Source organism: Microbacterium sp. cf332, from assembly GCF_900102175.1.
Classification (GTDB): Bacteria; Actinomycetota; Actinomycetes; order Actinomycetales; family Microbacteriaceae; genus Microbacterium.
In genome coordinates this window covers 1,056,303-1,077,871 of the sequence record NZ_FNKN01000001.1, presented here as the reverse complement: position 1 = coordinate 1,077,871, position 21,569 = coordinate 1,056,303, and the positions used below count along the sequence as shown (strand labels likewise).

Annotated in this window: 23 protein-coding genes; 16 read left to right on the top strand and 7 right to left on the bottom strand. The window is 71.1% G+C overall.

Features of this window, described 5'->3' with window-relative positions:
• The first annotated feature begins 233 nt into the window (after positions 1-233).
• Both rplJ and rplL read left to right on the top strand, forming a co-directional pair.
• Positions 234-722 carry a 50S ribosomal protein L10 gene (gene rplJ, locus BLT21_RS05145; protein WP_091500065.1) on the top strand — a complete coding sequence of 163 codons (489 nt, stop codon included), beginning with the start codon at positions 234-236 and terminating at the stop codon, positions 720-722.
• A gap of 48 nt (positions 723-770) precedes the next feature.
• Complete coding sequence (rplL, locus tag BLT21_RS05140; RefSeq protein WP_023952029.1) at positions 771-1,154, top strand: 50S ribosomal protein L7/L12; 384 nt, start codon at positions 771-773, stop codon at positions 1,152-1,154.
• Positions 1,155-1,257: 103 nt separating this feature from the next.
• Here the strand turns inward: rplL and BLT21_RS05135 are convergent, their stop codons facing one another.
• Positions 1,258-2,310: a LacI family DNA-binding transcriptional regulator gene (locus BLT21_RS05135; RefSeq protein ID WP_091500063.1), complete on the bottom strand. Its 1,053-nt coding sequence runs from the start codon at positions 2,308-2,310 to the stop codon at positions 1,258-1,260.
• 273 nt (positions 2,311-2,583) lie between these two features.
• On the opposite strand from BLT21_RS05135, the gene BLT21_RS05130 reads away from it, so the two are divergent.
• The 3 genes from BLT21_RS05130 (at position 2,584) to BLT21_RS05120 (ending at position 6,335) form a co-directional block, all read left to right on the top strand.
• Complete coding sequence (locus BLT21_RS05130) at positions 2,584-3,915, top strand: ABC transporter substrate-binding protein (protein ID WP_176786812.1); 1,332 nt, start codon at positions 2,584-2,586, stop codon at positions 3,913-3,915.
• A gap of 111 nt (positions 3,916-4,026) precedes the next feature.
• Positions 4,027-5,364, top strand: coding sequence for a carbohydrate ABC transporter permease (locus tag BLT21_RS05125; RefSeq protein WP_091500059.1), 1,338 nt, complete (start codon positions 4,027-4,029; stop codon positions 5,362-5,364).
• A complete protein-coding gene (locus tag BLT21_RS05120; RefSeq protein ID WP_091500057.1) occupies positions 5,364-6,335 on the top strand; it encodes a carbohydrate ABC transporter permease in 972 nt (323 codons plus the stop codon). The genes BLT21_RS05125 and BLT21_RS05120 overlap by 1 nt, the downstream gene beginning before the upstream one ends.
• Before the next feature lie 39 nt (positions 6,336-6,374).
• On the opposite strand, the gene BLT21_RS05115 is transcribed toward BLT21_RS05120, so the two are convergent.
• Together BLT21_RS05115 and BLT21_RS05110 are read right to left on the bottom strand one after the other, a co-directional pair.
• The gene (locus BLT21_RS05115) at positions 6,375-7,070 is read right to left on the bottom strand and encodes a DUF305 domain-containing protein (RefSeq protein ID WP_091500055.1); all 696 of its coding nucleotides are present in this window, start codon (positions 7,068-7,070) and stop codon (positions 6,375-6,377) included.
• A complete protein-coding gene (locus BLT21_RS05110) occupies positions 7,067-7,771 on the bottom strand; it encodes a DUF3105 domain-containing protein (RefSeq protein ID WP_091500052.1) in 705 nt (234 codons plus the stop codon). Before BLT21_RS05110 ends, BLT21_RS05115 begins: the two co-directional genes overlap by 4 nt.
• A 257-nt stretch (positions 7,772-8,028) precedes the next feature.
• Between BLT21_RS05110 and BLT21_RS05105 the strand changes: the two genes are divergently transcribed.
• From BLT21_RS05105 to BLT21_RS05080, 6 genes are all read left to right on the top strand, one after another.
• Positions 8,029-9,258 (top strand): multidrug effflux MFS transporter, encoded by a 1,230-nt coding sequence (locus BLT21_RS05105; RefSeq protein WP_256335968.1) that lies wholly within the window; start codon positions 8,029-8,031, stop codon positions 9,256-9,258.
• Positions 9,259-9,316: 58 nt separating this feature from the next.
• A complete protein-coding gene (locus BLT21_RS05100) occupies positions 9,317-9,976 on the top strand; it encodes a phosphatase PAP2 family protein (protein ID WP_091500047.1) in 660 nt (219 codons plus the stop codon).
• Positions 9,977-9,986: 10 nt separating this feature from the next.
• On the top strand, positions 9,987-11,948 hold the full coding sequence (locus BLT21_RS05095) for a helicase HerA-like domain-containing protein (RefSeq protein WP_091500044.1): 1,962 nt from the start codon (positions 9,987-9,989) through the stop codon (positions 11,946-11,948).
• An 89-nt stretch (positions 11,949-12,037) separates the two neighbouring features.
• The gene (locus BLT21_RS05090; protein ID WP_091500039.1) at positions 12,038-13,654 is read left to right on the top strand and encodes an SDR family oxidoreductase; all 1,617 of its coding nucleotides are present in this window, start codon (positions 12,038-12,040) and stop codon (positions 13,652-13,654) included.
• 10 nt (positions 13,655-13,664) lie between these two features.
• The gene (locus BLT21_RS05085; RefSeq protein WP_091500701.1) at positions 13,665-14,141 is read left to right on the top strand and encodes a MogA/MoaB family molybdenum cofactor biosynthesis protein; all 477 of its coding nucleotides are present in this window, start codon (positions 13,665-13,667) and stop codon (positions 14,139-14,141) included.
• The gene (locus tag BLT21_RS05080) at positions 14,141-14,569 is read left to right on the top strand and encodes a molybdenum cofactor biosynthesis protein MoaE (protein ID WP_091500036.1); all 429 of its coding nucleotides are present in this window, start codon (positions 14,141-14,143) and stop codon (positions 14,567-14,569) included. The genes BLT21_RS05085 and BLT21_RS05080 overlap by 1 nt, the downstream gene beginning before the upstream one ends.
• 26 nt (positions 14,570-14,595) lie before the next feature.
• Here the strand turns inward: BLT21_RS05080 and BLT21_RS05075 are convergent, their stop codons facing one another.
• Genes BLT21_RS05075 through BLT21_RS05060 form a run of 4 tightly spaced genes read right to left on the bottom strand, consistent with a single transcriptional unit; the run spans position 14,596 to position 17,672 of the window.
• Positions 14,596-14,829, bottom strand: coding sequence for a MoaD/ThiS family protein (locus BLT21_RS05075; RefSeq protein ID WP_091500033.1), 234 nt, complete (start codon positions 14,827-14,829; stop codon positions 14,596-14,598).
• Positions 14,829-15,308 (bottom strand): cyclic pyranopterin monophosphate synthase MoaC, encoded by a 480-nt coding sequence (moaC, locus tag BLT21_RS05070; protein ID WP_091500031.1) that lies wholly within the window; start codon positions 15,306-15,308, stop codon positions 14,829-14,831. Before moaC ends, BLT21_RS05075 begins: the two co-directional genes overlap by 1 nt.
• A gap of 4 nt (positions 15,309-15,312) precedes the next feature.
• Positions 15,313-16,581 carry a molybdopterin molybdotransferase MoeA gene (glp, locus tag BLT21_RS05065; protein ID WP_256335919.1) on the bottom strand — a complete coding sequence of 423 codons (1,269 nt, stop codon included), beginning with the start codon at positions 16,579-16,581 and terminating at the stop codon, positions 15,313-15,315.
• On the bottom strand, positions 16,569-17,672 hold the full coding sequence (locus tag BLT21_RS05060) for a ThiF family adenylyltransferase (RefSeq protein WP_091500026.1): 1,104 nt from the start codon (positions 17,670-17,672) through the stop codon (positions 16,569-16,571). Before BLT21_RS05060 ends, glp begins: the two co-directional genes overlap by 13 nt.
• Positions 17,673-17,791: 119 nt before the next feature.
• Between BLT21_RS05060 and BLT21_RS05055 the strand changes: the two genes are divergently transcribed.
• The 5 genes from BLT21_RS05055 to BLT21_RS05035 are packed head-to-tail and all read left to right on the top strand — an operon-like array spanning position 17,792 to position 21,539.
• On the top strand, positions 17,792-18,184 hold the full coding sequence (locus BLT21_RS05055) for a TOBE domain-containing protein (RefSeq protein ID WP_091500023.1): 393 nt from the start codon (positions 17,792-17,794) through the stop codon (positions 18,182-18,184).
• 6 nt (positions 18,185-18,190) lie between these two features.
• Positions 18,191-19,009 (top strand): molybdate ABC transporter substrate-binding protein, encoded by an 819-nt coding sequence (gene modA, locus BLT21_RS05050; protein ID WP_091500021.1) that lies wholly within the window; start codon positions 18,191-18,193, stop codon positions 19,007-19,009.
• On the top strand, positions 19,006-19,830 hold the full coding sequence (locus tag BLT21_RS05045; protein WP_176786811.1) for an ABC transporter permease: 825 nt from the start codon (positions 19,006-19,008) through the stop codon (positions 19,828-19,830). The genes modA and BLT21_RS05045 overlap by 4 nt, the downstream gene beginning before the upstream one ends.
• Positions 19,827-20,888: a sulfate/molybdate ABC transporter ATP-binding protein gene (locus tag BLT21_RS05040; RefSeq protein ID WP_091500018.1), complete on the top strand. Its 1,062-nt coding sequence runs from the start codon at positions 19,827-19,829 to the stop codon at positions 20,886-20,888. The genes BLT21_RS05045 and BLT21_RS05040 overlap by 4 nt, the downstream gene beginning before the upstream one ends.
• A 36-nt stretch (positions 20,889-20,924) precedes the next feature.
• A complete protein-coding gene (locus BLT21_RS05035) occupies positions 20,925-21,539 on the top strand; it encodes a GNAT family N-acetyltransferase (protein WP_091500015.1) in 615 nt (204 codons plus the stop codon).
• Positions 21,540-21,569: the final 30 nt, after the last annotated feature.

Here is a 21,569-nt window from a genome sequence, read left to right as displayed (position 1 = left end):
TGGGGGGATGGGGGGTATGGTGGGGGTAAGCCAAAGACCGCTGGTCATCGGTGTGCGCGTGAGCGCACTCGAGATCGAAGCTCTGCACAGCAGGGGCCCGCGCAGGTGACACTGAACTTCTCCTTCGGGAACCGAGCTCCGTGCCTCTGCGCCGGAGCTTTTGTCATGTCCGGGGCTGGTCGAGGCCGGCGCTCCGCCACCGCGGGGCGTCAGGCACACATCAAGGAGTGACCATGGTGCAGAAGGACGCATCGGTCGCCGAGCTCACGAAGTCATTCGAGGACTCGACTGCCGTTCTGCTGACCGAGTACCGCGGTCTGACGGTGGCCCAGCTCAAGCAGCTGCGCAACAGCATCCGTCAGGACGCGAACTACGCCGTGGTGAAGAACACGCTGACCAAGATCGCCGCGAACAACGCGGGGATCACGGCGCTCGACGAGGACCTCAAGGGTCCCTCGGCCGTGGCGTTCGTGCACGGCGACTTCGTCGCCACCGCCAAGGCTCTGCGTGACTTCGCCAAGGCCAACCCGCTCCTCGTCATCAAGGGCGGCATCTTCGAGGGCAACGCCCTCTCCGCCGACGAGGTCAACAAGTACGCCTCGCTCGAGAGCCGCGAGGTTCTGCTGGCCAAGGCCGCGGGCATGATGAAGGCGACGATGGGCAAGGCTGCCGCCACCATCGACGCGCTTCGCGAAAAGCTGGAGACCGCCGACGCCGCGTGAGCGACAGGCGAGCTCTTACACCAACCCCATCTATCTAGGAGATACATCATGGCGAAGCTTTCCACCGAGGAGCTGCTCGAGCAGTTCGCCGGCCTGACCCTCGTCGAGCTCAGCGAGTTCGTGAAGGCGTTCGAGGAGAAGTTCGACGTCACCGCTGCTGCCCCCGTCGCCGTCGCCGGCGCCGCTGGTGGCGCTGGTGCCGCTGAGGCCGAGGAGGAGAAGGACTCGTTCGACGTCATCCTCGAGGCTGCCGGCGACAAGAAGATCCAGGTCATCAAGACGGTCCGCGAGCTCACCTCGCTGGGCCTCGGCGAGGCCAAGGCTGTCGTCGACGGTGCTCCCAAGGCCGTCCTCGAGGGCGCGAACAAGGAGACCGCCGAGAAGGCGAAGGCCGCTCTCGAAGAGGCCGGCGCGACGGTCACCCTCAAGTAATTCCCCGCTCTCACCCGAGAGCAGCACGACGGCCCCGGATGCTGCATCCGGGGCCGTCGTCGTGTCTGCTCGGGGCCGACGGTCCGAGCCGTGGCGCGGCGGTTCACCGCTCCTGACGCGAGAGCGACGAGTCGCGCACCGCGACGGAACTGTAGCCGGGCGCCCCGGCGGTGGAGCCGCGCACCACCATGCGGGCCTTGATCCGCAGGGTCACGTTCTCGGCGTCCGGGTCGTCGAGGTGCCGGAGCAGCAAGTCGACCGCCGCACGGCCCTGATCGCGGGGGACCTGTCGCAGCGTGGTGAGAGCGAACATCTCGGCGTTGACGTGATCGTCGACGCCCACGACGCTCAGCGACGACGGCACCAGGATGCCGAGCCGTCGGGCAGCGATGATCGCACCGATGGCCACCTCGTCGCACGCGGCCACGATGCCGGTCGGGCGCGCGGAGGCGTCGCTCAGCACATCGACGGCGGCGGCGTAGCCCGCGGGCATCGACAGCTCGGCGGGCGCCCGGGAGATCTCGTCGGCGAGTCCGGCGCGCCGCATCTCCGACTCGTACCCCGCGTACCGCTCCGACTCCACGTGGGGCCACAGCGTCGTGTCGGTGCCGCCGAGGAACGTGATCCGGCGGTGTCCGAGTTCGACGAGGTGGGCCGTCGCGAGCGCCGTCGCGTGCGCGTCGTCGAGGGTGACCACGCTCGTCGCGCCGTCGGTGCCGATCACGTTGACCACCGGCTTGCCGAGGGCCAGGAGAGCGTCGAGCTCGCTCTCGGCGGGCTCGAGACCCACGGCGATCACCCCGTCGAAGCGGCGGCGTGCGAGGAAGTCCTCGAACACCCGGCGGCGCGTGTCGGTGCCGGGCCGTGCGTCGTAGAGCGTGAGATCGAGCCCGTGCTCGAGCAGCGCCGCCTGGATCCCCTCCAGCACCTCGCCGAAGAACCACCGGCTGACGTGCGGCATGACGACACCGATGGTCTGCGTGCGTCCGCTGGCCAGACTGCTCGCCGAGGAGTGGGCGACGTACGACAGTTCCTGCGCCGCGGCGGCCACGCGACCGCGGGTCTCGTCCGACACGTAGCCGCGGCCCGTCAACGCGCGGCTCGCGGTCGCTTTCGATACGCCGGCTCGACGGGCGACATCCGCGATGGTGCTCATGGGACCTCCTCGTCCGCTGGGGAGTGCAACCTGCCGGGGGCTTCCCACGGAGAGCGTAGCGGTTTCGAGCGTGAGGAGGAACCGGTTCCACAACGAAGGGATGAGACCGCTTCCATGGCGTCGGCATAGCACGGCCGAATGGTTGTCATCTCGTGATGAATCTGCTGTTGTGCGGGGATGCTGCGACCAGTAGGTTGGCCTGGAATCGGTTCCCCAATGGAGTGCGGACAGGACTCCTCCGGGCGAACGATGATCCCGATAGAGGAGAAGTACATGGCATTGTCACAGCGATACCGTCTTCTTGCCCCCGTTGCGCTCATGGGCGCGGCAGCACTGGTGCTGGCCGGGTGTGCAGAAGGCGGCACCGAAGGCGACGGCGGCAGCGGCGAGGCGAAGACGACCGTCCGCATCTCGGGCGGTATCACCGGCGGTGAGGCGACCGCACTGAACGAATCGTTCACCCAGTTCACCGAGGACACCGGCATCACGGTCGAGTACACGGGCGACAAGTCGTTCGAGGGCAACATCGTCACGAAGGTGACGGGTGGAGACTCTCCGGACATCGCCATCGTCCCGCAGCCCGGTCTGCTCAAGACCCTCGTCGAGACCGGCAAGGTGCTTCCCGCACCCGAGGCGGTCGAGAGCGCGGTCGACGAGAACTGGTCGCCCGACTGGAAGCAGTACGGCACCTTCGACGACACCTTCTACGCGGCGCCGATGCTCGCGAACCTGAAGGGGTACGTCTGGTACTCGCCCAAGCAGTTCGCCGAATGGGGCGTCGAGGTTCCGAAGACGTGGGACCAGCTCCTCGCCCTCACGGACACGATCGTCGAGAAGACCGGCGGGCCCGCCTGGTGCGCCGGCTTCGCGTCCGACGCCGCCTCGGGCTGGCCGGGCACCGACTGGATCGAGGACCTCGTCCTGCGTCAGGCCGGCCCCGACGTGTACGACCAGTGGGTCGCCGGCGACGTGGCGTTCACCGATCCCCAGATCAAGTCCGCGTTCGACGCGGTCGGCGAGATCCTGCTGAACCCCGAGTACGTCAACGCGGGCTACGGCGACGTCAAGAGCATCAACTCGACCGCGTTCGGCGACGTCGCCGCCGCTGTCGCGGGCGGCACCTGCGCGCTGACCCACCAGGCGTCGTTCCTCTCGGCGAACTTCCTCGACGTGCAGACCGCCGACGGCGCCACCCCCGAGGTCGCTCCCGACGGCGACGTCTACGCGTTCCTGACCCCCGGCTACACCGAGGGCGAGCTCCAGGTCGAGGGTGGCGGCGAGTTCGTCGCCGCGTTCTCCGACGACGAGTCGACGCAGAAGGTCCTCGAGTTCATGGCTTCGCCCGAGTTCGCCGACGCCCGCGTGAAGCTGGGCGGCGTCATCTCGGCGAACAAGAACGCCGACCCGTCCCTCGCCTCGAGCGAGTTCCTGCAGGAGGCCATGACCACGCTGCAGGACGAGACCACGGTCTTCCGCTTCGACGCATCCGACCTGATGCCGTCGACGGTGGGCTCGGGCTCCTTCTGGAAGGGCATGGTCGACTGGATCGACGGCAAGGACACCGACACCGTGCTGTCCGACATCCAGGCCGGCTACGAGAACTGATCGTCACCTGACGATCGGTCGAGCCGAGCGGGGTCGGGCTGCCACCAGCCCGACCCCGCTCCTCCCATCCGTACCGCCCGGGTACACCGCTGTACTCAGAAGGGGATCCACATGTCGCAGACGACCGTCGACAGACCCGTCGACACCGAACCTCCCGTGACCACGCACGCGACCGACCCGAAGGGACGATCGCTCACCCGCATCATCGTCGTGGCGGGGTTCGTGCTGATCGCCGCCGTCCTCCTGCTGCTGATCTTCACCGGATCCAGCGAGGAATCGGCCCGCATCACCATCGGCTTCTCGCTCAACAGCTTCTTCCTCTGGCTGGGCGCGCAGAACCCGCTCGTCCAGATCCCGGTCATCCTGCTCGTGTTCGGGATCGTCGTCGGGATCATCCTCGTGCTGATCGAGTACGCGCCCCGCCCCGGCCGCGGATACTTCATCATGCGACTGGTGGCGTGCCTCGTCATCCCCGTGCTGGCGTTCCTGCTACTGCGGCCCTACGCCAACGCCGTGCTGTACGTCGTGGCGATCGCGCTGCTCGTGGGAGCGCTGCTGTTCTTCGCGGACTTCCGGTCGCGACAGGGAGCCGGATACCTCTTCCAACTGGTGCTCTTCATGGCACCGGCGAGCATCATGCTGGCGCTCGGTCTCATCTACCCGGCGATCGCCACGATCTTCAAGTCGTTCTACGACAAGACGGGCGACCAGTTCGTGGGGCTCGAGAACTACTTCTGGGTCTTCACGAACCCGACCGGCACCGCGTCGGTCGTCAACACCATCCTGTGGGCGCTCCTGGCGCCCACCATCTCGGTCGTCATCGGCCTCGCGTACGCCGTCTTCATCGACCGCGCCCGCGGCGAGAAGATCCTCAAGGTCCTGGTGTTCATGCCCGTCGCAATCTCGTTCGTGGGCGCGGGCATCATCTGGAAGTTCATGTACGACGCCCGTCAGGGCGATCAGGTCGGCCTGCTCAACGCGATCGTCACCGCGTTCGGCGGCGACCCGGTGCAATGGCTCGCCATCAAGCCGGTCGTGAACACCCTGATGCTCCTGATCGTGTTCATCTGGACGCAGACCGGATTCGCGATGGTCATCCTCTCGGCCGCCATCAAGGCCGTTCCGACCGAGCAGCTGGAGGCTGCTCAGCTCGACGGCACGAACGCCTGGCAGCGATTCCGCAACGTCACCGTGCCGGGCATCCGTTCCTCGCTCATCGTCGTCCTCACCACCATCACGATCGCCTCGCTGAAGGTCTACGACATCGTCGCGGTCATGACCGGCGGTCGTGACGAGACGACCGTGCTCGGATTCGAGATGGTCAACCAGCAGCAGCGGTTCCAGAGCTACGGGCACTCGTCCGCGCTCGCCGTCGTGCTGTTCCTGTTCGTCCTGCCGCTGATCATCTACAACGCCCGATCGATGGCCAAGCAGAGGGAGATCCGCTGATGACCGTTGCAGCACCCGCCGCGCCGGTGGACACCCGCACCAAGCGCCAGGTCGCGCGAGACACCCGTCGCAACGAGGCGATCGCCCACAAGAAGCTGACGTCGAAGGGCGCGACCATCGCGGCCGTCGTCATCGCCGTCTTCTGGACGATCCCGACGTTCGGCCTGTTCGTCACCTCGTTCCGCCCGGGCGCCGACACGCAGTCGACCGGCTGGTGGACCGCGTTCGCGAACCCGAACTTCACGCTCGACAACTACGCCGAAGCACTGACCTCGGGCGGCACGTCGACGACCCTCGCATCGGCGTTCGTGAACTCGCTCGCCATCACCATCCCCGCGACGGTCTTCCCGATCGTCATGGCGGCCCTCGCCGCCTACGCGTTCGCGTGGATCAACTTCAAGGGCCGCAGCGCCCTGTTCATCTTCGTGTTCGCGCTGCAGATCGTTCCGCTGCAGATGGCTCTCGTGCCGCTCCTCAGCCTCTTCTCCGAGGGGCTGACGATCAACGAGGTGCCGATCTTCCCCGGGTTCGGGCTCAACGAGGTGCAGTACAGCTTCGCCCGGGTCTGGATCGCCCACGCGATCTTCGCGCTGCCGCTGGCGACCTTCATGCTGCACAACTTCATCGCCGAGATCCCCGGAGAGATCATCGAGGCGGCGCGGGTCGACGGGGCGGGACACGGACAGGTCTTCTTCCGCATCATCGTGCCGCTCGCCGCCCCCGCGATCGCCTCCTTCGCGATCTTCCAGTTCCTGTGGGTCTGGAACGATCTGCTGGTGGCGACGATCTTCGCCTCGCCCGGGGCGCTGCCGATCACGCAGGCGCTCAACTCGCTGTCGGGCACGTGGGGCAACCGCTGGTTCCTGCAGTCGGCGGGAACCTTCATCTCGATCATCGTGCCGCTGATCGTGTTCTTCGCGCTGCAGCGCTTCTTCGTGCGCGGCCTTCTGGCGGGTGCGACGAAGGGCTGAGCCCTATCCGCACGGGATGCCGCTGGGGTGCGGGGGCTGTCAGCCTCCGCACCCCAGTCGCTGCTGGAGGGACTGCATGAGGTCGATCTCGGCGCTCTGCGTCTCGATGATCCCGCCGGCGACCTGCACGGCGCGCGGATCGCTGCCGAGGTCCACGAGCGCCTGCGCCATCGGGATGGCGCCCTGGTGGTGTCGGATCATCAGGTCGAGGAACGTGCAGTCGGCCGCCGTGCCGGTCTCGGCGTCGAGCTGCGCGAGCTGGGCGGGCGTGGCCATCCCCATCTCGACGCGGAGCTCCTCGTCGGTCTGCGGTTCGCCGGCGGTTCCGTGATCGTGCGCCGGGTGGCCGACCATCCACTGCATCAGGGGAGCGGACGACGCCTGCGGCAGGTTCCACTTCACGAGCCAGTCGTAGAACTCGCCTCGCTGTCCCGCCTGCGCCGTCGCGATGTCGAACGAGAGCGTGCGGATGCCCTCATCGTCGGTCTTGCGATAGATCGTCATCGCCATCTCGACGGCCTGGGTGTGATGCACCTGCATGTCACGCGCGAAGCCGGCCTCGGGTGAGGCGTTGCCGGGCGTGGCCGGCGAGGTGCCGAACGCCGAGAAGCGGCCGATCGCGAATGCCGCCCCGGCGACCGTCAGGACGATGAGCACCACGGCCCACCATCGCAGGCCGGACTGCGGCGGGACGGCGCCGTGCGCCTCCGTCCCCGCCGCGACCTCGTCGGTCACGCCTTGCCGGGCCCGTCGATGGCGCCCGAGCAGATCGCGTTGGGCTCGGGGACGTTCTGGCTGCGCCAGTACTCGGTGAAGAACTCGCCGATCCGCTCGTCGTCGGCCGAGTCGACCTTCAGCTGCGCGTTCCACGCGCTGACCGCGATCGGGGTGTCCATGTCGGGGTATGGCGAGAGGATCGCGTAGGTGCTCGGCATGTAGCCCTTGAGCGTCTCGATGTCGGCGTCGGACACGCGCGCAGGGTCGTACGTCATCCAGACGGCGCCGTGCTCCATCGAGTGCACGGCGTTCTCGTTGGCCTGGGGCTCGGTGTAGATGCCGCAGTTGAGCCAGTAGGGGTTGTGCTCGCCGCCGGCGGGCGGCGTCTGCGGGTACTCCACGGTGCCCTCGACGTGGGTGGTGATGTTCTCGAAGGTCTCGACCCCCGCGATGTCGCGTCCCGTGCTGTTGCCGGCCTCGTAGGTCGTCGGTCGCGGAGCGAAGACGACGGATGCCGCGATGAGGGCGATGACGGCGATCGCGGCGGTCGATCCGACGACCCACCACACCAGCTTGCTGCGACGGCGCTTGGCGAGCTGCTTCTGGTACTCGGCCAGTTTGGCCTGCTTCTGCTGCTCGCGCTGCTGCTTGACGGTGAGGTTGATGTTGGCCTGGGCGGCGGGATTGCCGCTCGTTCGCTTGTCGGCGGACGGAGTCATTGCTGTGACCTCGGTTCGGGGGCAAGGGGTGCGTGGGGACGCGCGTCGCTTTCGGCGCAGAGCCAGCCTATTCGTGTGAATGGTGAAACGGCTGGGAAGCGGGTACATCGATGAACCCGTCGCGGGTTACGATTGCAGGTCGCTCATCACGCTTGCTGCCACGAAACGAAGAAGACGTGCCCGAAACCTCATCCGATCCCTCCTCCGCCACCGGCGCCATCCGCACACTCGGGTCGAACCCCGCGACCGCGCCGATCATGCTCCACCCGGGCGACGCGATCCCCACCGCGCGCCGCGTCGTCTACATCATCCTGCTCGGCGCGCTCACCGCGCTCGGCCCGTTCACGATCGACCTGTACCTGCCGGCGTTCCCCGCGCTCGAGGCCGACTTCCAGACGACGGCCGCCGCGATCCAGCTCACCCTCACCGGCACGATGGTCGGCTTCGCACTGGGACAGCTCGTCGTCGGCCCGCTCAGCGACAAGCTGGGCCGCCGCATCCCGCTCCTGTGCGTCACGGCGCTGCACGTGCTCTCGAGCACGGCGGCCGCGATCGCGCCGACGCTGGAGCTGCTCAGCGCCGCCCGTGTGTTCATGGGCATCGGCGCCGCCGCGGGCGGTGTTGTGGCCATGGCCATCGTCCGCGACCTGTTCGGCGGCCGTCGCCTCGTCGTGATGCTCAGCAGGCTCGCGCTGGTCTCGGGGGTCGCGCCCGTCGCCGCGCCGCTCATCGGCTCGGGCCTTCTCACCGTGATGCCCTGGCGCGGGATCTTCGTTGTCCTCGCCGCGTACGGCGCCGTGATGCTCATCGCCTCGCTCTTCCTCGTGCCCGAGACCCTGCCCCGGGCGCGGCGCCGCGACAACGGGTCGGCGACGGTCTGGCAGCGATACCGCAGCGTGTTGAGCGACCGCATCTTCATCGGGGTGCTCATCATCGGCGGCATGACCTTCAGCGGCCTGTTCTCGTACTTGTCGTCGTCGTCGTTCCTCTTCCAGCAGACCTACGGCTTCGACCCGCAGCAGTACGGCGTGCTCTTCGCCATCAACTCGCTCGGCGTCGTGCTGGGCGTGCAGACGGCCTCGCGGCTCGCGGCGCGCTTCGGCCCGCAGTGGGTGATGGCGGTCTCGACCGCGGTGCTCGTCGTGGCAGGCGCCGCGATCATCGTGACCGATCAGCTCGGGCTCGGGCTGTGGGGGACCGTCGTCCCGTTGTTCTTCTTCATCACGGCGTGCGGATTCACCTTCCCCTGCGTGCAGGTGCTCGCGCTCGACCGGCACGGTCGGGCCGCGGGCACGGCTGCCTCGCTCCTGGGCGCGGTCAACTTCGGCGTCGCGGGATTCATCTCGCCGCTCGCCGCGTGGATCTCGGGCGGCTCGGGCATCACCGCCACGACGATGGCCTCGGTCATGGCCGGGTGCGCGGTGATCGCGCTGCTGTCGCTCTGGCTCGTCGTGCGTCCGCGCAGCGTGCCCCAGCTCTCACCCTGATCACCGCGGCCGACGCAAGGGCCGCGGCCGGATCGGCGGGTGTCGTCAGAATGGAGCGATGAACGTCGAGCCGATCGCAGACCCTCGCCGACTCTGGCCCCGCCGCGCCGTCATCGGCGCCGTGCTCGTGGTGGCCGGTGCGCTGCTCGGTTGGTGGTTGTTCTCGCAGCTCGGCCAGCCGTTCGACATCGATCGCTGGTGGAATGAGACGCTGCCGGCCGATCCCGGGCCCGTGGGGCTCGTGTTCGGGCTCGTCATGAACCGCGTCGGCGGCACGTGGGTCGGCGTCTTCGCGATACCCATCGCGATGGCGGTGGCGCTCGTGCTGCTGCGGCGGCCATGGGCGGCGGGGTACTTCCTCGTGGCCTCTGCGCTGAGCGCCCTCGTCGTGCAGCTGATCAAGAACCTGGTCGACCGGGCCCGCCCCGAGGACATCCTCGTCACGACGGATGCGGGGTCGTATCCGTCCGGTCATACGGCGAACGCCGCGACGATCGCCGTCGTCGCCGTCATCCTCTTCCCACGCGTCTGGGTCGCCCTCGTCGGCGTCGTCTGGACCCTGCTCATGGCCTTCAGCCGCACGGTCGTGCACGCGCACTGGCTGTCCGACACCGTCGGCGGCACGCTGCTGGGCGCCGGCGTCGGGCTCCTGGTCGCCGCGATGTTCACGGCGCAGCTCGAGCAGGAACGGCGTGCGGTGGCGCTGCGCCGCAGTTAGGCTCACCGCCATGAGCGCCACGCCGAACGAGCCCGCCGTCCCCTCCGACAGCGGGGTCGCCGCGGCCGAGCTCGCTCGGCTGAGAGCTGAAGCGGAGGCGGCGGAGGCCGCGCTCGTCGCCGCGCGCGCACGTGCGGCACTCGCTGCGGCCGAGGCCGCCGCCGCGCGGAGCTCGGCCGAGGCCGGGGACGGCGACGTACCCGCCCCGTCCGCCGACACGGCTGGTGGCGCGGTATCCGCGGCTCCGGACGAACCCTCCGCATGGGATGCGCCGGACGCGGCGTCACCGCAGCCGGCAGCGGGGGAGCACGTCGCACCGGCAGGACCCCTCGACGCGAGCGAGATCGAGACCGTCCGGGCGGGATACGCGTTCGCGGGTCCAGCACTCGAACTCGGCGCGCTCCTCAACGGTGAGCCCGTCGCGGGCGTCCCCGTTCGCATCCCGCTCGCGATGACGAACCGGCACGGGCTCGTCGCGGGCGCGACGGGCACCGGCAAGACGCGCACGCTGCAGGGGCTCGTCGAGCAGCTCGCTGCGAACGGCGTGCCCGTCTTCGCCGCCGACGTCAAGGGCGATCTCTCCGGCCTGGCGGTCGAGGGCGAGGGCGGCGAGAAGCTGCTGTCGCGGACCCGCGCCATCGGTCAGGACTGGACCCCACGCTCGTTCGCGACGGAGTTCCTCGCGCTCGGCGGGCGAGGCTCGGGCGTGCCCATCCGCGCGACCGTCTCCGGCTTCGGACCCCTCCTGCTCAGCCGGGTGCTCGGTCTGAACGACACGCAGGAGTCGAGCCTCGGCCTGGTCTTCCACTACGCCGACAGCAACGGGCTCGCGCTCGTCGACCTCGCCGACCTCCGGGCTGTGCTGACGTACCTCACGAGCGACGACGGCAAGGCGGAGCTCGCCGAGCTCGGCGGGCTGTCCAAGGCGACGGCGGGTGTCATCCTGCGCGAGCTGATCACATTCGCCGATGCGGGCGCGGACGCCTTCTTCGGCGAGCCGGAGTTCGACGTCAGCGACCTCCTGCGCACCACGGAGAGCGGCGACGGTGTCGTCAACCTGCTCGAGCTGCCGGGGGTGGCCGATCAGCCGGTGCTGTACTCCACGTTCCTCATGTACCTGCTCGCCGAGCTGTTCGAGATGCTCCCCGAGGTGGGCGACGTCGACAAGCCCAAGCTGGTGTTCTTCTTCGACGAGGCGCACTTGCTGTTCCGCGACGCGTCGAAGGACTTCCTCGCGGCCGTCGTGCAGACGGTGCGTCTCATCCGATCCAAGGGGGTGGGCGTCTTCTTCGTCACACAGACGCCGAAGGACGTCCCCGGCGACGTGCTCGCGCAGCTGGGATCGCGGGTGCAGCACGCGCTGCGCGCCTTCACGCCCGACGATGCGAAGGCGCTGCGCGCGAGCGTGGGCACCTATCCCACGTCGGGATACGACCTGGAGCGCGTGCTGCAGGAGCTGGGTACGGGTGAGGCCATCGTCACCGTCATGAACGAGCGCGGCGCCCCGACCCCGGTGGCGTGGACGCGTCTGCGAGCACCGCAGGCATCGATGGCGCCCGCGCCGACGGAGCGCATCGAGGCGACGATCGCGGCGTCCGCACTTCGCCCGCGCTACGCCGAAGCGGTCGACCGCGAGTCGGCGCGCGAGATCCTCACCGCGCGGATGAACGCCGCTCGCGCCGCTCTCGACGCCGCCGAGGCCGAGGCGGCCCAGCGCAAGGCCGAGCAGGACGCCGCGAAGCTCCGGGCGAAGGCCGATGCCGCCTACGAGAAACAGCTCGCCGCGATCCGCAAGCAGGCCGCCGCCGACGAGGCGAAGGAGCGGCGCGAGTACGACCGGATGCTGCGGAGCATGACCCCGAACTCGCGGTCGCGACGCAAGACGCCGACCGAGCAGATCCTGGGCTCGAAAGCCGCGCAGGAGATGCTGACCGGCGTCATCCGCGGGATCTTCGGCACGGGGCGTCGCTGACCGACGGGCCGCGGGACGCACGCGATGCGACCCGGGCGCGACGTTGTCAAGTCGTGTCGGTCGAGCGCTCGTCCGCCTAGCGTCTGAGCATGACCGAGCTGACCGCACCCACCGGACACGAGCCCGAGCTGCAGGCGCAGCCCCGACCCGACGGGTCGGCTCCCCGCGCACTCGTGCTCGGAGCGACGGGCTACATCGGCGGACGCCTCGTTCCCCGTCTCGTCGCCGCCGGATACCGCGTGCGCGTGCTGGCCCGCACTCCCGAGCGCGTCGCGAGCTTCCCCTGGGGGAGCGAGGTCGAGATCGTCGGCGGCTCGGCGGACGACGCCGACGCCGTCGGGGAGGCGGTCGCCGACGTCGATGTGGTCTACTACCTCATCCACTCGATGGGAGCCGGTGCCGGCTTCGAGGAGGCCGACGAGCGCGCCGCCCGGACCGTCGCCGCAGCTGCCGCCGACGCGTCCGTGTCGCGCATCGTCTACCTCGGAGGTCTGCACCCCTCCGACGCGGAGCTGTCGCCGCACCTGCGCTCGCGCGTCCAGGTCGGCGAGATCCTGCTGGACTCGGGCGTGCCCACCCTCGTGCTCCAGGCCGGCGTCGTCATCGGATCGGGGTCGGCGTCGTTCGAGATGGTGCGACACCTCACCGATGTGCTGCCGTACATGCCCGCTCCGAAATGGGTGCGCAACCGCATCCAGCCGATCGCGGTGCGCGACGTCCTCCATTACCTGCTGGGGGCAGCCCGCGTCGCGCCCGACCTGAATCGAGCGGTCGACATCGGCGGGCCCGACGTGCTGCGCTACGGACAGATGATGAACGGATACGCGCTCGAGGCGGGGCTGCGGCAACGGGCCATCGCCGCGCTCCCCGTGCTGACGCCGGGTCTCGCGTCGCACTGGGTGAATCTCGTGACGCCGGTTCCGCGGTCGATAGCCCGACCGCTCATCGCCTCGCTCCAGAACGAGTGCGTGATGGACGACCACGACATCGACGGGATCATCCCGCAGCCGGACGGCGGGCTGACGCCCTACCGGCGGTCGGTCCGGTTGGCCCTCGGCCGCGTCGACGCCGACGAGGTCGAGACGAGCTGGCAGGACGCCGACGTGCTCGGCGCGCCGAGCGATCCGCTGCCGAGCGACCCGGAGTGGGCCGGACGCACCGTGTTCACCGACGAGCGGTCGTCCGACACGACCGCCTCGCCCGAGCGGCTGTGGGAGGTCATCGCCGGCATCGGCGGCACGAACGGCTGGTACTCGGCCCGGGCGCTGTGGCAGATCCGCGGCTGGATGGACCGCCTCGTCGGCGGCATCGGTCTCGCACGCGGCCGCCGCAGCCGGGGCAAGGTGCGCGTCGGCGACGCGATCGACTTCTGGCGCGTCGAGGCTGTCGAGGAAGGTCGACTGCTGCGCCTGCGCGCGGAGATGCGGGTGCCCGGCGAGGCATGGCTCGAGCTGAAGTCCGCGCCGCGCGACGGCGGCGCCCGATACGAGCAGCGCGCGATCTTCTTCCCGCGGGGCCTGGCCGGGCGTCTGTACTGGCTCGGGGTGCTGCCGTTCCACGGGCTGATCTTCACCGCGATGGCGACACGCATCTCGGAGATGGCCGAGGGCACGGTCGAGGAGGGCCGGATCGCCGTCGAGAACACCCACGCCGACGACGACGACGAGCCCGCCCAGCCCCCGGCGGCGCCGGCCGATCGCTCCTAGGGTGGGTGACATGAGCCGCTCCGCCGTCGTCATCACCGTGTCCGACCGATCCGCCCGCGGCGAGCGAGAGGACGCCGCCGGGCCCGCGGCCGTCATCGCGCTCCGCGAGGCCGGATGGGAATGTTCGGACCCCGCCGTCGTCGAGGACGGCGCCGCATCCGTGGCCGCGGCGCTGCGGCGGGCGCTGGCCGACGGCGCGCGGCTGATCGTGACGACGGGCGGCACGGGCGTGTCCCCCCGCGACGAGACGCCCGAGGGCACGTCCGAGGTGATCGAGCGCGAACTGCCCGGGATTGCCGAGGAGCTCCGGCGCCGCGGAGTTGCCGAGACCCCCACGGCGGTGCTGTCGCGCGGCCGCGCCGGGGTCGCCGGGAAGGCGCTGATCGTGAACCTGCCGGGCTCGCCCCGGGCCGTGGCATCCGGGATCGTCGTCGTCGTCGGCGTCGCGTCGCACGTGGTCGCGCAGCTCGACGGGCACGATCACTGATGGGCGCGATCCGCATCGCGCGCATCACCGTCGAGCCGCTGGATGTGGCAGCCCACCTCGGTGCGGTGGACTCGCCGGCCGTGGGCGCGGTCACCAGTTTCGTCGGCACCGTGCGCGATCACGATCCGGATGCCGCGGGCACCGTCACCGCGCTGCACTACGAGGCCCACCCCGGCGCCGAGGCCGCGCTGCGAGCCATCGCCGAGGCGGCGCTCGGGGATCGTGCCGGCGAGGTCGCGGTGAGCCATCGCATCGGAGATCTCGCGGTCGGCGACGCCGCGGTGGTCATCGCTGTCGGCACCGCGCATCGTGCGGACGCCTTCGAGGTCTGCCGCGAGCTGATCGAGGCGATCAAGCGCGAGCTGCCGATCTGGAAGCAGCAGATCGAGGCCGACGGGACGACGGCCTGGAAGGGCATCGGCGGCTGACCGGCCGTCGCCGCCCGTTCGCCGGCTCAGCCCCCGGCGAACGGGGGCAGGATGTCGATGGTCGCGTCCGCGCCGATCGACGCGTCGTCGGGGACGCGGGCGCCGTCGACGAGCACCGCGCATTGCGGCAGGATGGCGGCGAGAGCGGGATGCTCGCGCCCCAGGGTCGTGCGCAGTTCACCGAGGGTCGATTCCGACCGGTGCTGCTCGGTCGTTCCCGCGCGCTCGGCGGCGGCGGCGAAGAAGCGCACGCGCGCCATCAGCGGTCCTCTCCGGGACGCCGCCAGTCGCCGCTGCGTCCTCCCGATTTCGCGGTGATGCGGACGTTCTCGATCGAGGTCGCCTTGTCGAGTCCCTTCACCATGTCGACGACGGCGAGAGCGGCGACCGAGACCGAGGTCAGCGCCTCCATCTCGACGCCGGTGCGGTCGGCCGTGCGCGCGGTGGCCTCGATTTCGACGCCCGCGTCGGTGATCTCGAGGTCGACCACGACGCCGTGCACGCCGATGACGTGGGCGAGGGGGAGCAGCTCGGGCGTGCGCTTGGCCGCCTGGATGCCGGCGATGCGCGATACCGCGAGGACATCGCCCTTCGGCACGGCGCCGTCGCGCAGCGCCGCGACGACCGTCGGGGAGCAGCGGACGAGGCCGCGCGCGGTCGCCGAGCGGACGGTCGGCTGCTTCGCGGTGACGTCGACCATCCGGGCGTGACCGGCGTCGTCGAGATGCGTGAAGGTCATGCGTTCATCCTCCCAGCAGGAGGACGTCGACGAGGTCGCCGGGCTCGACCGTCGTGATCTCGGCGGGCACGACGGCATACGCCTCGGCGAGGGCGAGAGTGCCCGCCAGGTGGGAGCCCGAACCGCCCGGGGTCGCGGGTCGCACGAACCACCGAGCGGGATCGCCGCGGTCGATGACGGCCGGGAGGTACTGCCGCCGCCCCGGCGGTGTGCGCCACGATTCGGCAGCGGGAAGGCGCAGGGCGGGCCGCTCCAGCGTGGCGCGGCCCTGCAGCGCGAGGAGGGCGGGACGGACGAAGACCTCGAAGGAGACGGCCGCGCTGACCGGGTTGCCGGGCAGGCCGAACACGAGCGTGCCGGCGGGCAGGACGCCGAACGCCTGCGGCTTCCCGGGCTGCATCGACACGCGGGAGAACCGCAGTGCGCCCCCGAGCTCGGTCTTCACGACCTCGTAGGCACCCGCGCTGACGCCGCCGGAGGTGATGACGACATCCGCTCGCGCATCGCCCGATGTCGTCTCATCGAGGACGCGTCGCAGCCCGGGGCCGCCGTCGTCGACGCGTTCGCGCCGGACCACGACGCCTCCGGCCTCGCGCACGAGTGCCTCGAGGAGCAGTCCGTTCGACTCCGGGATCTGGCCCCGCGAACGGGGGACGCCCGGTTCGACGAGCTCGCTGCCCGTCGACACGACGACGACGCGCGGCCGTTCCGACACCGTGACGCGTGCGATGTCGGCCGCGGCCAGCGCGGCGAGCTGGCGCGCACCGAGACGCGCCCCGGCGCCCAGGACGACGTCACCGGGACGGATGTCGTCGTGCGCGCGGCGCACGAACACGCCGCGGCGGGCGGGAGCCGCGACGACCCGCGCCGTCGTGAGCGACTCGTCGAGACCGCCGGCGGTGTCCTCGAAAGGCACGATGGTGTCGGCCTCGGTCGGCACCATCGCCCCCGTCATGATCCTGATGGCCTCGCCCGGACGCAGGCCCGGATCGTCGGGACTGCCTGCCGGCAGGTCCGCGACCACCGTCAGCTCGACGGGGCTGTCGGCCGACGCCGTCGCGACATCCTCGAATCGGACGGCGAATCCGTCCATCGCGGAGTTGTCGAAATCGGGGATGCCCCCGCGCGCGACGGCCGGATCGCGCAGGGTCGCCCCCGCCGCTTCCGACAGGGCGACGGCACGCGTGGCGAGGGGCCTTACGGCGGTGAGGACGTCGGCGAGCTGCTCCTCGACGGTGCGCAGACCGCCGCCCGAACCGCTCACGGTGTCCACTCCGCCAGGCCGCCGGCGAGCACGGACGCCGCCACGCCGTGGCGGCGCAGGGCCTCCGCGGCGCGGTGGGCGCGGATGCCGTGAGCGCAGACCACCACGACCCGATCGCCGGCGACCCGGCCCGGGTCGGCCAGGACGTCGGCCAAGGGCAGCAGCACGGAGCCTGGGAGCACGCCCGCAGCCGTCTCGTGCGGTTCGCGGACATCGAGGACGAGTGCTCCGGAGCGCTGCGCGGCGCGCAGTCCCTCGAGATCCACCTCGGGTGCCGGCGGCGCGGGCGGCGGTGTCGGCGGTCGCGCCGAGGCGGGCGCGGACGCAGGAGTCGCCGCGGCGCGAAGCGGCACTTCGTGCTGAGTCCCGGCGAGGGCGTCGATCACGACGACGCGACCGAGGAGCGGCTCGCCGATGCCGGCGATGAGCTTGATCGCCTCGGTCGCGAGCATCCCGCCCACGGTGATGCACAGCGATCCGAGCACACCGACCTCGGCGCACGTGGGCAGGTCGCCCGCGCTGCCCGCGGGGTAGAGGTCGCGGAGGCCGACGGCGGGCGTGCCCGCGGGCGGAGACGTCCAGAAGACGGTCACCTGCGCGTGGAACTCCTGGATGACGCCCCACACGAGCGGCACCCCGAGCTCGTCGCACGCGGCCGCGACGTCGGTGCGGGTCGCGAAGGTGTCGGTGCCGTCGACCACGAGGTCGCATCCCGACAGCAGCCGCAGAGCGTTCCCGCGGTCGAGCCGCTCGCGCCGGACGTGCACGCGAGTCTCCGGCGACAGGGCGGCGGCGGCCCGGACCGCGGAGTCGACCTTGGCCGTCCCGACGTCGTCGACCCGATGGATGACCTGGCGCTGCAGGTTCGCGTACTCGACGACGTCGTCGTCGATGACGGTGATCTCGCCGACGCCGGCCGCGGCCAACGCGAGGATCACGGGAGAACCCAGGCCGCCCGCTCCAACGACGGCGACCCGTGCCGCTGCGAGACGACGCTGGCCCTCGTCTCCGAGGCCCGCGAGCACGGCGTGCCGGGCGGTACGCTCGCGCTCGCGGTCGGAGAGGGATGCAGCCGGGGCCACGAGGGGTGCGACGCTCATGGGATCAGGCTAGACGCGCGTCGGACACGGCAGGGTCGTGAACGGACGTTCCGCGGTCGACAACCGCTTCATCGGAGAAAATCGGCCACCACACCCGCATCTGCGGGTATGTTCGCTTCATGAGCGCGTACCGAATCTCCGAAGCCGCCCGCCTGCTCGGCGTCAGCGACGACACCGTGCGCCGATGGATCGATCAGGGCGTCCTGCCCGTGACCGACGGCAGCCCGGCGCGCGTTCCCGGAGACGCGCTCGCAGCCCACGCCGTGGATCTCGCCACCGCCGCGGCCGACCCGTCCGATCGGCTCTCGAGCGCCCGCAACCGATTCGTCGGCCTCGTCACGCGCGTGCAGATCGACGGCGTGATGGCGCAGGTCGACGTGCAGTCCGGCCCGCATCGGGTCGTGTCGCTGATGTCGGCCGAAGCGGCCCGCGAACTGGGGCTCGAACCGGGATCCCTCGCCGTCGCCGTCGTGAAGGCCACCACCGTCGTCGTCGAGACACCGAAGGACTGAACCAGGATGCGTCGCCACCCCCTCTCGTTCGCCGCGCTCGCCGCTGCGCTCCTCGTCGTCACCGGCTGCGCCGCGGGAGGCGGGCCCGACATCGGTGCCGACGCGACCCCGGGCGCCGTGGTCACGGGGCCCGGCAGCCCCGAGCCCGACGTCTCGGGTGAGGTCAACGTGTTCGCCGCGGCGTCGCTCAAGGACGGTTTCGACGAGCTCGCGACGCAGTTCGAGCAGCGCCATCCCTCGGTCTCCGTCGCTCCGATCAGCTACGACGGGTCGTCGACCCTCGCGACCCAGCTCATCGAGGGCGCACCCGCCGACGTCTTCGCGTCGGCGGACGAGGCCAACATGCAGAAGGTCGTCGACGCCGGGCTCACCGCCTCGCCCCAGCTGTTCGCGACGAACCGGCTCACGATCGTCGTCCCCGCCGGCAACCCGGCGGGCATCACGGGTCTCGCCGACCTCGCCGACGCCGACCGCACGGTGGTGCTGTGCGCGGCCGAGGTGCCGTGCGGCGCGGCCTCGACCACGCTGCTCGAGAACGCCGGGGTCACGCCGAGCGTCGACAGCTACGAGCAGAACGTGACGGCGGTGCTCACGAAGGTCACGAGCGGCGAGGCCGATGCGGGGCTCGTCTACGTCACCGACGCCGCCACGACCGACGAGGTCGATGCCGTCGAGACGCCCGGAGCCGATGCCGTCGTCAACCGCTATCCCATCGCGGCTCTGACCGCGGCCCGGTCGCCCGAGGCCGCGGCCGCGTTCGTCGCCTTCGTCCTGTCGGACGAGGGCCGTGCCGTGCTCGATCAGCGGGGCTTCGGCGCGCCGTGACCGACGGCGTCGCGGACCGCGTGCGCACCGAGCAGGGCTACCTGCCGCGCGTGCTCATCGTGCCGGCCGTCGTCGGCCTCGCACTGCTGGTGGTGCCCCTCTCCGCCCTCGTCGGGCGCCTCGACGTCGCGACCGTGTGGGCCGACATCACGTCGCCCCAGGCCGTGTCGGCGCTCGCGCTCTCACTCCAGACGGCGGTCGCGGCCACCGCGCTCTGCATCCTGCTCGGCGTGCCCCTGGCCCTCACGATCGCCCGTGCCGGCCCACGGAGCGCCGCGGTCCTGCGCGCCGTCGTGACGGTGCCCCTCGTGCTGCCGCCCATGGTCGGCGGCGTCGCGCTGCTGTTCCTGTTCGGTCGCACCGGATGGCTCGGCACCGCTCTCGGCGAGGTCGGCATCCGTGTGCCCTTCACCACGGCCGCGGTCGTCCTGGCCCAGGCCTTCGTCGCGCTGCCCTTCCTGGTGCTCGCGCTCGAGGGCGCGCTGCGGGCGACGGGTGTGCGCTACGAGCAGGCGGCTGCGGCACTCGGAGCCGGGCGTTGGCGCATCCTCTGGCGGGTGACGCTGCCGCTCGCCGCGCCGGGGCTCATCGCCGGAGTCGTGCTCTGTTTCGCTCGCGCTCTCGGCGAGTTCGGCGCGACGGCGTTGTTCGCGGGCAACGCGCCCGGCGTGACGCAGACGATGCCCCTGGCGATCTACACGGCCTTCAACGGGGCGGGGGTGTCGCAGGGGACCGCCGTCGCGCTCTCGCTGCTGCTCCTCGTCACGGCGATCGCGGTGCTGCTGCTCGTGCGGGCGTGGCGTCCCGGAGGCGCGAGATGAGCGCCCGGCTGTCCGTCGACGTGCGGGTGCGACGACGCGACGTCGTCGTCGCCGCCGACATCGTGGTCGAACCCGGCGAGGTGCTTGCGGTCATGGGCCCGAGCGGTGCGGGCAAGTCGACGCTGCTGGAGGCCGTCGCGGGGCTCGTCCCGCTCGAGGCCGGCTCGGTGCGCGTCGACGACGAGACGGTGGCGAGCCCCGGTCATCGGGTCGCCCCGCAACGGCGGGGAATCGTCCTGCTGCGCCAGGATCCGTGTCTCTTCCCGCATCTGTCGGCACGCGAGAACGTCGCCTTCGGTCTGCGCTCGCGGGGCGAGCCGGCCCGCCGCGCACGCGCGGTCGCCGACGGCTGGCTCGAACGTGTCGGCCTCGCCGGATCGGCGGGGCAGCACCCCCGCGCCCTCTCCGGCGGGCAGCAGCAACGCGTCGCGCTCGCGCGGGCGCTCGCCGCCGGGCCCCGTGTCATCCTGCTCGACGAGCCCTTCACCGCGCTCGACCCGGCGACCGCGGCGTCGCTGCGCACCATGCTCGCCGAGCAGGTGCGCGCAGCGGGCACCACCGCGGTGCTCGTCAGCCACGACGCGCTCGACGCGGCGGCCGCCGCCGACCGACTCGTCGTGCTCGAGTCGGGGACCGTGACGCAGCGCGGAACGGTCCGCGAGGTGCTCCGTGCCCCGACGACGGCGTTCGGCGCGGCGATCGCCGGGCTCAATCGGGTCGAGGGCCGTAGCCACGGCGGGCGATGGACCGCGGGGGGCATCGTGCTCGACCGCGCGGGTGACGAGGCGTCGGCGGCCGCCGCGCTGTTCCGACCCGGCGAGGTCATCGTGCACCCGCTGCCCCCGCAGGCCCGCGACACCGCCGCCACGGCCGACGGCGGAGACCACGTGTCGTGGGAGGCCCGCGTCGTCCGGTTGGAGCCGACCGTCGGCGGGGTGCGCGTCTTCGTCGACGGACCGGCGCTCGTCGTCGATCTGCCTGTGGACCGTGCCGCCGACCTGAGACCCGGCGACAGCATCCGGCTCTCGCTGCCCACCGCCGCCGTCGTCTGGGCCTGATCGCGGCAGGCGCCCCTCGGGTGGCACGATGGGGGGATGCCACACCTGCGCCCCGTGCGCCGCGACGACGACGCCGCCCTGGCCGACGTCTGTCTCCGGACAGCCGACTTCGGATCGGATGCCACCGGGCTGTTCGACGACGACGACATCTGGGGCGCGGTCTTCGCCCGGCCCTACGCCGAGCGGCATCCGGATCACGCCTTCGTCGTCGCGGACGACGACGACCGCGCCATCGGCTACGTCGTCGCGACACCCGACACCGACGTGTTCGAGGAGTGGTTCCGGTCGGAGTGGTGGCCGCGCTTCGCGGAGCGGTGGCCCGAGCCCCGGCCCGACGACGATTCGCGGCAGGCGGGGACGTTGCGCTACGCCTACGGTCGGCGCGCGGGAGCCGAGCCGTGGGCGCGCGAGTACCCCGCCCACCTGCACATCGACCTGCTGCCGGAGGCCCAGGGGCAGGGCTGGGGGAGACGGCTCATCGCGCAGCTGCTCGACCGTCTCGCCGAGGGGGGAGTGCCGCGCCTGCACCTGGTCGCCGCAGCCGGGAACGCCGGCGCGCTCGCCTTCTACGACCGGCTGGGCTTCGAGCGTCTGCCCTCGCCCAAGGGCGTGCAGGCGTTCGGCATCGACACCGCCCGCCGACGCGGCTGAAGGTTTCGGGCCAGCGGTGGTCCGCCCCGG

Coding starts and splice junctions, on each gene's coding strand:
- BLT21_RS05060 (WP_091500026.1), bottom strand. CDS start 17,672: ATGAGCGTCGCACCCCTCGTGGCCCCGGCTGCATCCCTCTCCGACCGC.
- BLT21_RS05035 (WP_091500015.1), top strand. CDS start 20,925: ATGCCACACCTGCGCCCCGTGCGCCGCGACGACGACGCCGCCCTGGCC.
- BLT21_RS05055 (WP_091500023.1), top strand. CDS start 17,792: ATGAGCGCGTACCGAATCTCCGAAGCCGCCCGCCTGCTCGGCGTCAGC.
- BLT21_RS05100 (WP_091500047.1), top strand. CDS start 9,317: ATGAACGTCGAGCCGATCGCAGACCCTCGCCGACTCTGGCCCCGCCGC.
- BLT21_RS05105 (WP_256335968.1), top strand. CDS start 8,029: ATGCTCCACCCGGGCGACGCGATCCCCACCGCGCGCCGCGTCGTCTAC.
- BLT21_RS05040 (WP_091500018.1), top strand. CDS start 19,827: ATGAGCGCCCGGCTGTCCGTCGACGTGCGGGTGCGACGACGCGACGTC.
- BLT21_RS05075 (WP_091500033.1), bottom strand. CDS start 14,829: ATGGCGCGCGTGCGCTTCTTCGCCGCCGCCGCCGAGCGCGCGGGAACG.
- moaC (WP_091500031.1), bottom strand. CDS start 15,308: ATGACCTTCACGCATCTCGACGACGCCGGTCACGCCCGGATGGTCGAC.
- modA (WP_091500021.1), top strand. CDS start 18,191: ATGCGTCGCCACCCCCTCTCGTTCGCCGCGCTCGCCGCTGCGCTCCTC.
- BLT21_RS05135 (WP_091500063.1), bottom strand. CDS start 2,310: ATGAGCACCATCGCGGATGTCGCCCGTCGAGCCGGCGTATCGAAAGCG.
- rplL (WP_023952029.1), top strand. CDS start 771: ATGGCGAAGCTTTCCACCGAGGAGCTGCTCGAGCAGTTCGCCGGCCTG.
- BLT21_RS05085 (WP_091500701.1), top strand. CDS start 13,665: ATGAGCCGCTCCGCCGTCGTCATCACCGTGTCCGACCGATCCGCCCGC.
- rplJ (WP_091500065.1), top strand. CDS start 234: ATGGTGCAGAAGGACGCATCGGTCGCCGAGCTCACGAAGTCATTCGAG.
- BLT21_RS05090 (WP_091500039.1), top strand. CDS start 12,038: ATGACCGAGCTGACCGCACCCACCGGACACGAGCCCGAGCTGCAGGCG.
- BLT21_RS05130 (WP_176786812.1), top strand. CDS start 2,584: ATGGCATTGTCACAGCGATACCGTCTTCTTGCCCCCGTTGCGCTCATG.
- BLT21_RS05095 (WP_091500044.1), top strand. CDS start 9,987: ATGAGCGCCACGCCGAACGAGCCCGCCGTCCCCTCCGACAGCGGGGTC.
- BLT21_RS05120 (WP_091500057.1), top strand. CDS start 5,364: ATGACCGTTGCAGCACCCGCCGCGCCGGTGGACACCCGCACCAAGCGC.
- BLT21_RS05110 (WP_091500052.1), bottom strand. CDS start 7,771: ATGACTCCGTCCGCCGACAAGCGAACGAGCGGCAATCCCGCCGCCCAG.
- BLT21_RS05080 (WP_091500036.1), top strand. CDS start 14,141: ATGGGCGCGATCCGCATCGCGCGCATCACCGTCGAGCCGCTGGATGTG.
- BLT21_RS05125 (WP_091500059.1), top strand. CDS start 4,027: ATGTCGCAGACGACCGTCGACAGACCCGTCGACACCGAACCTCCCGTG.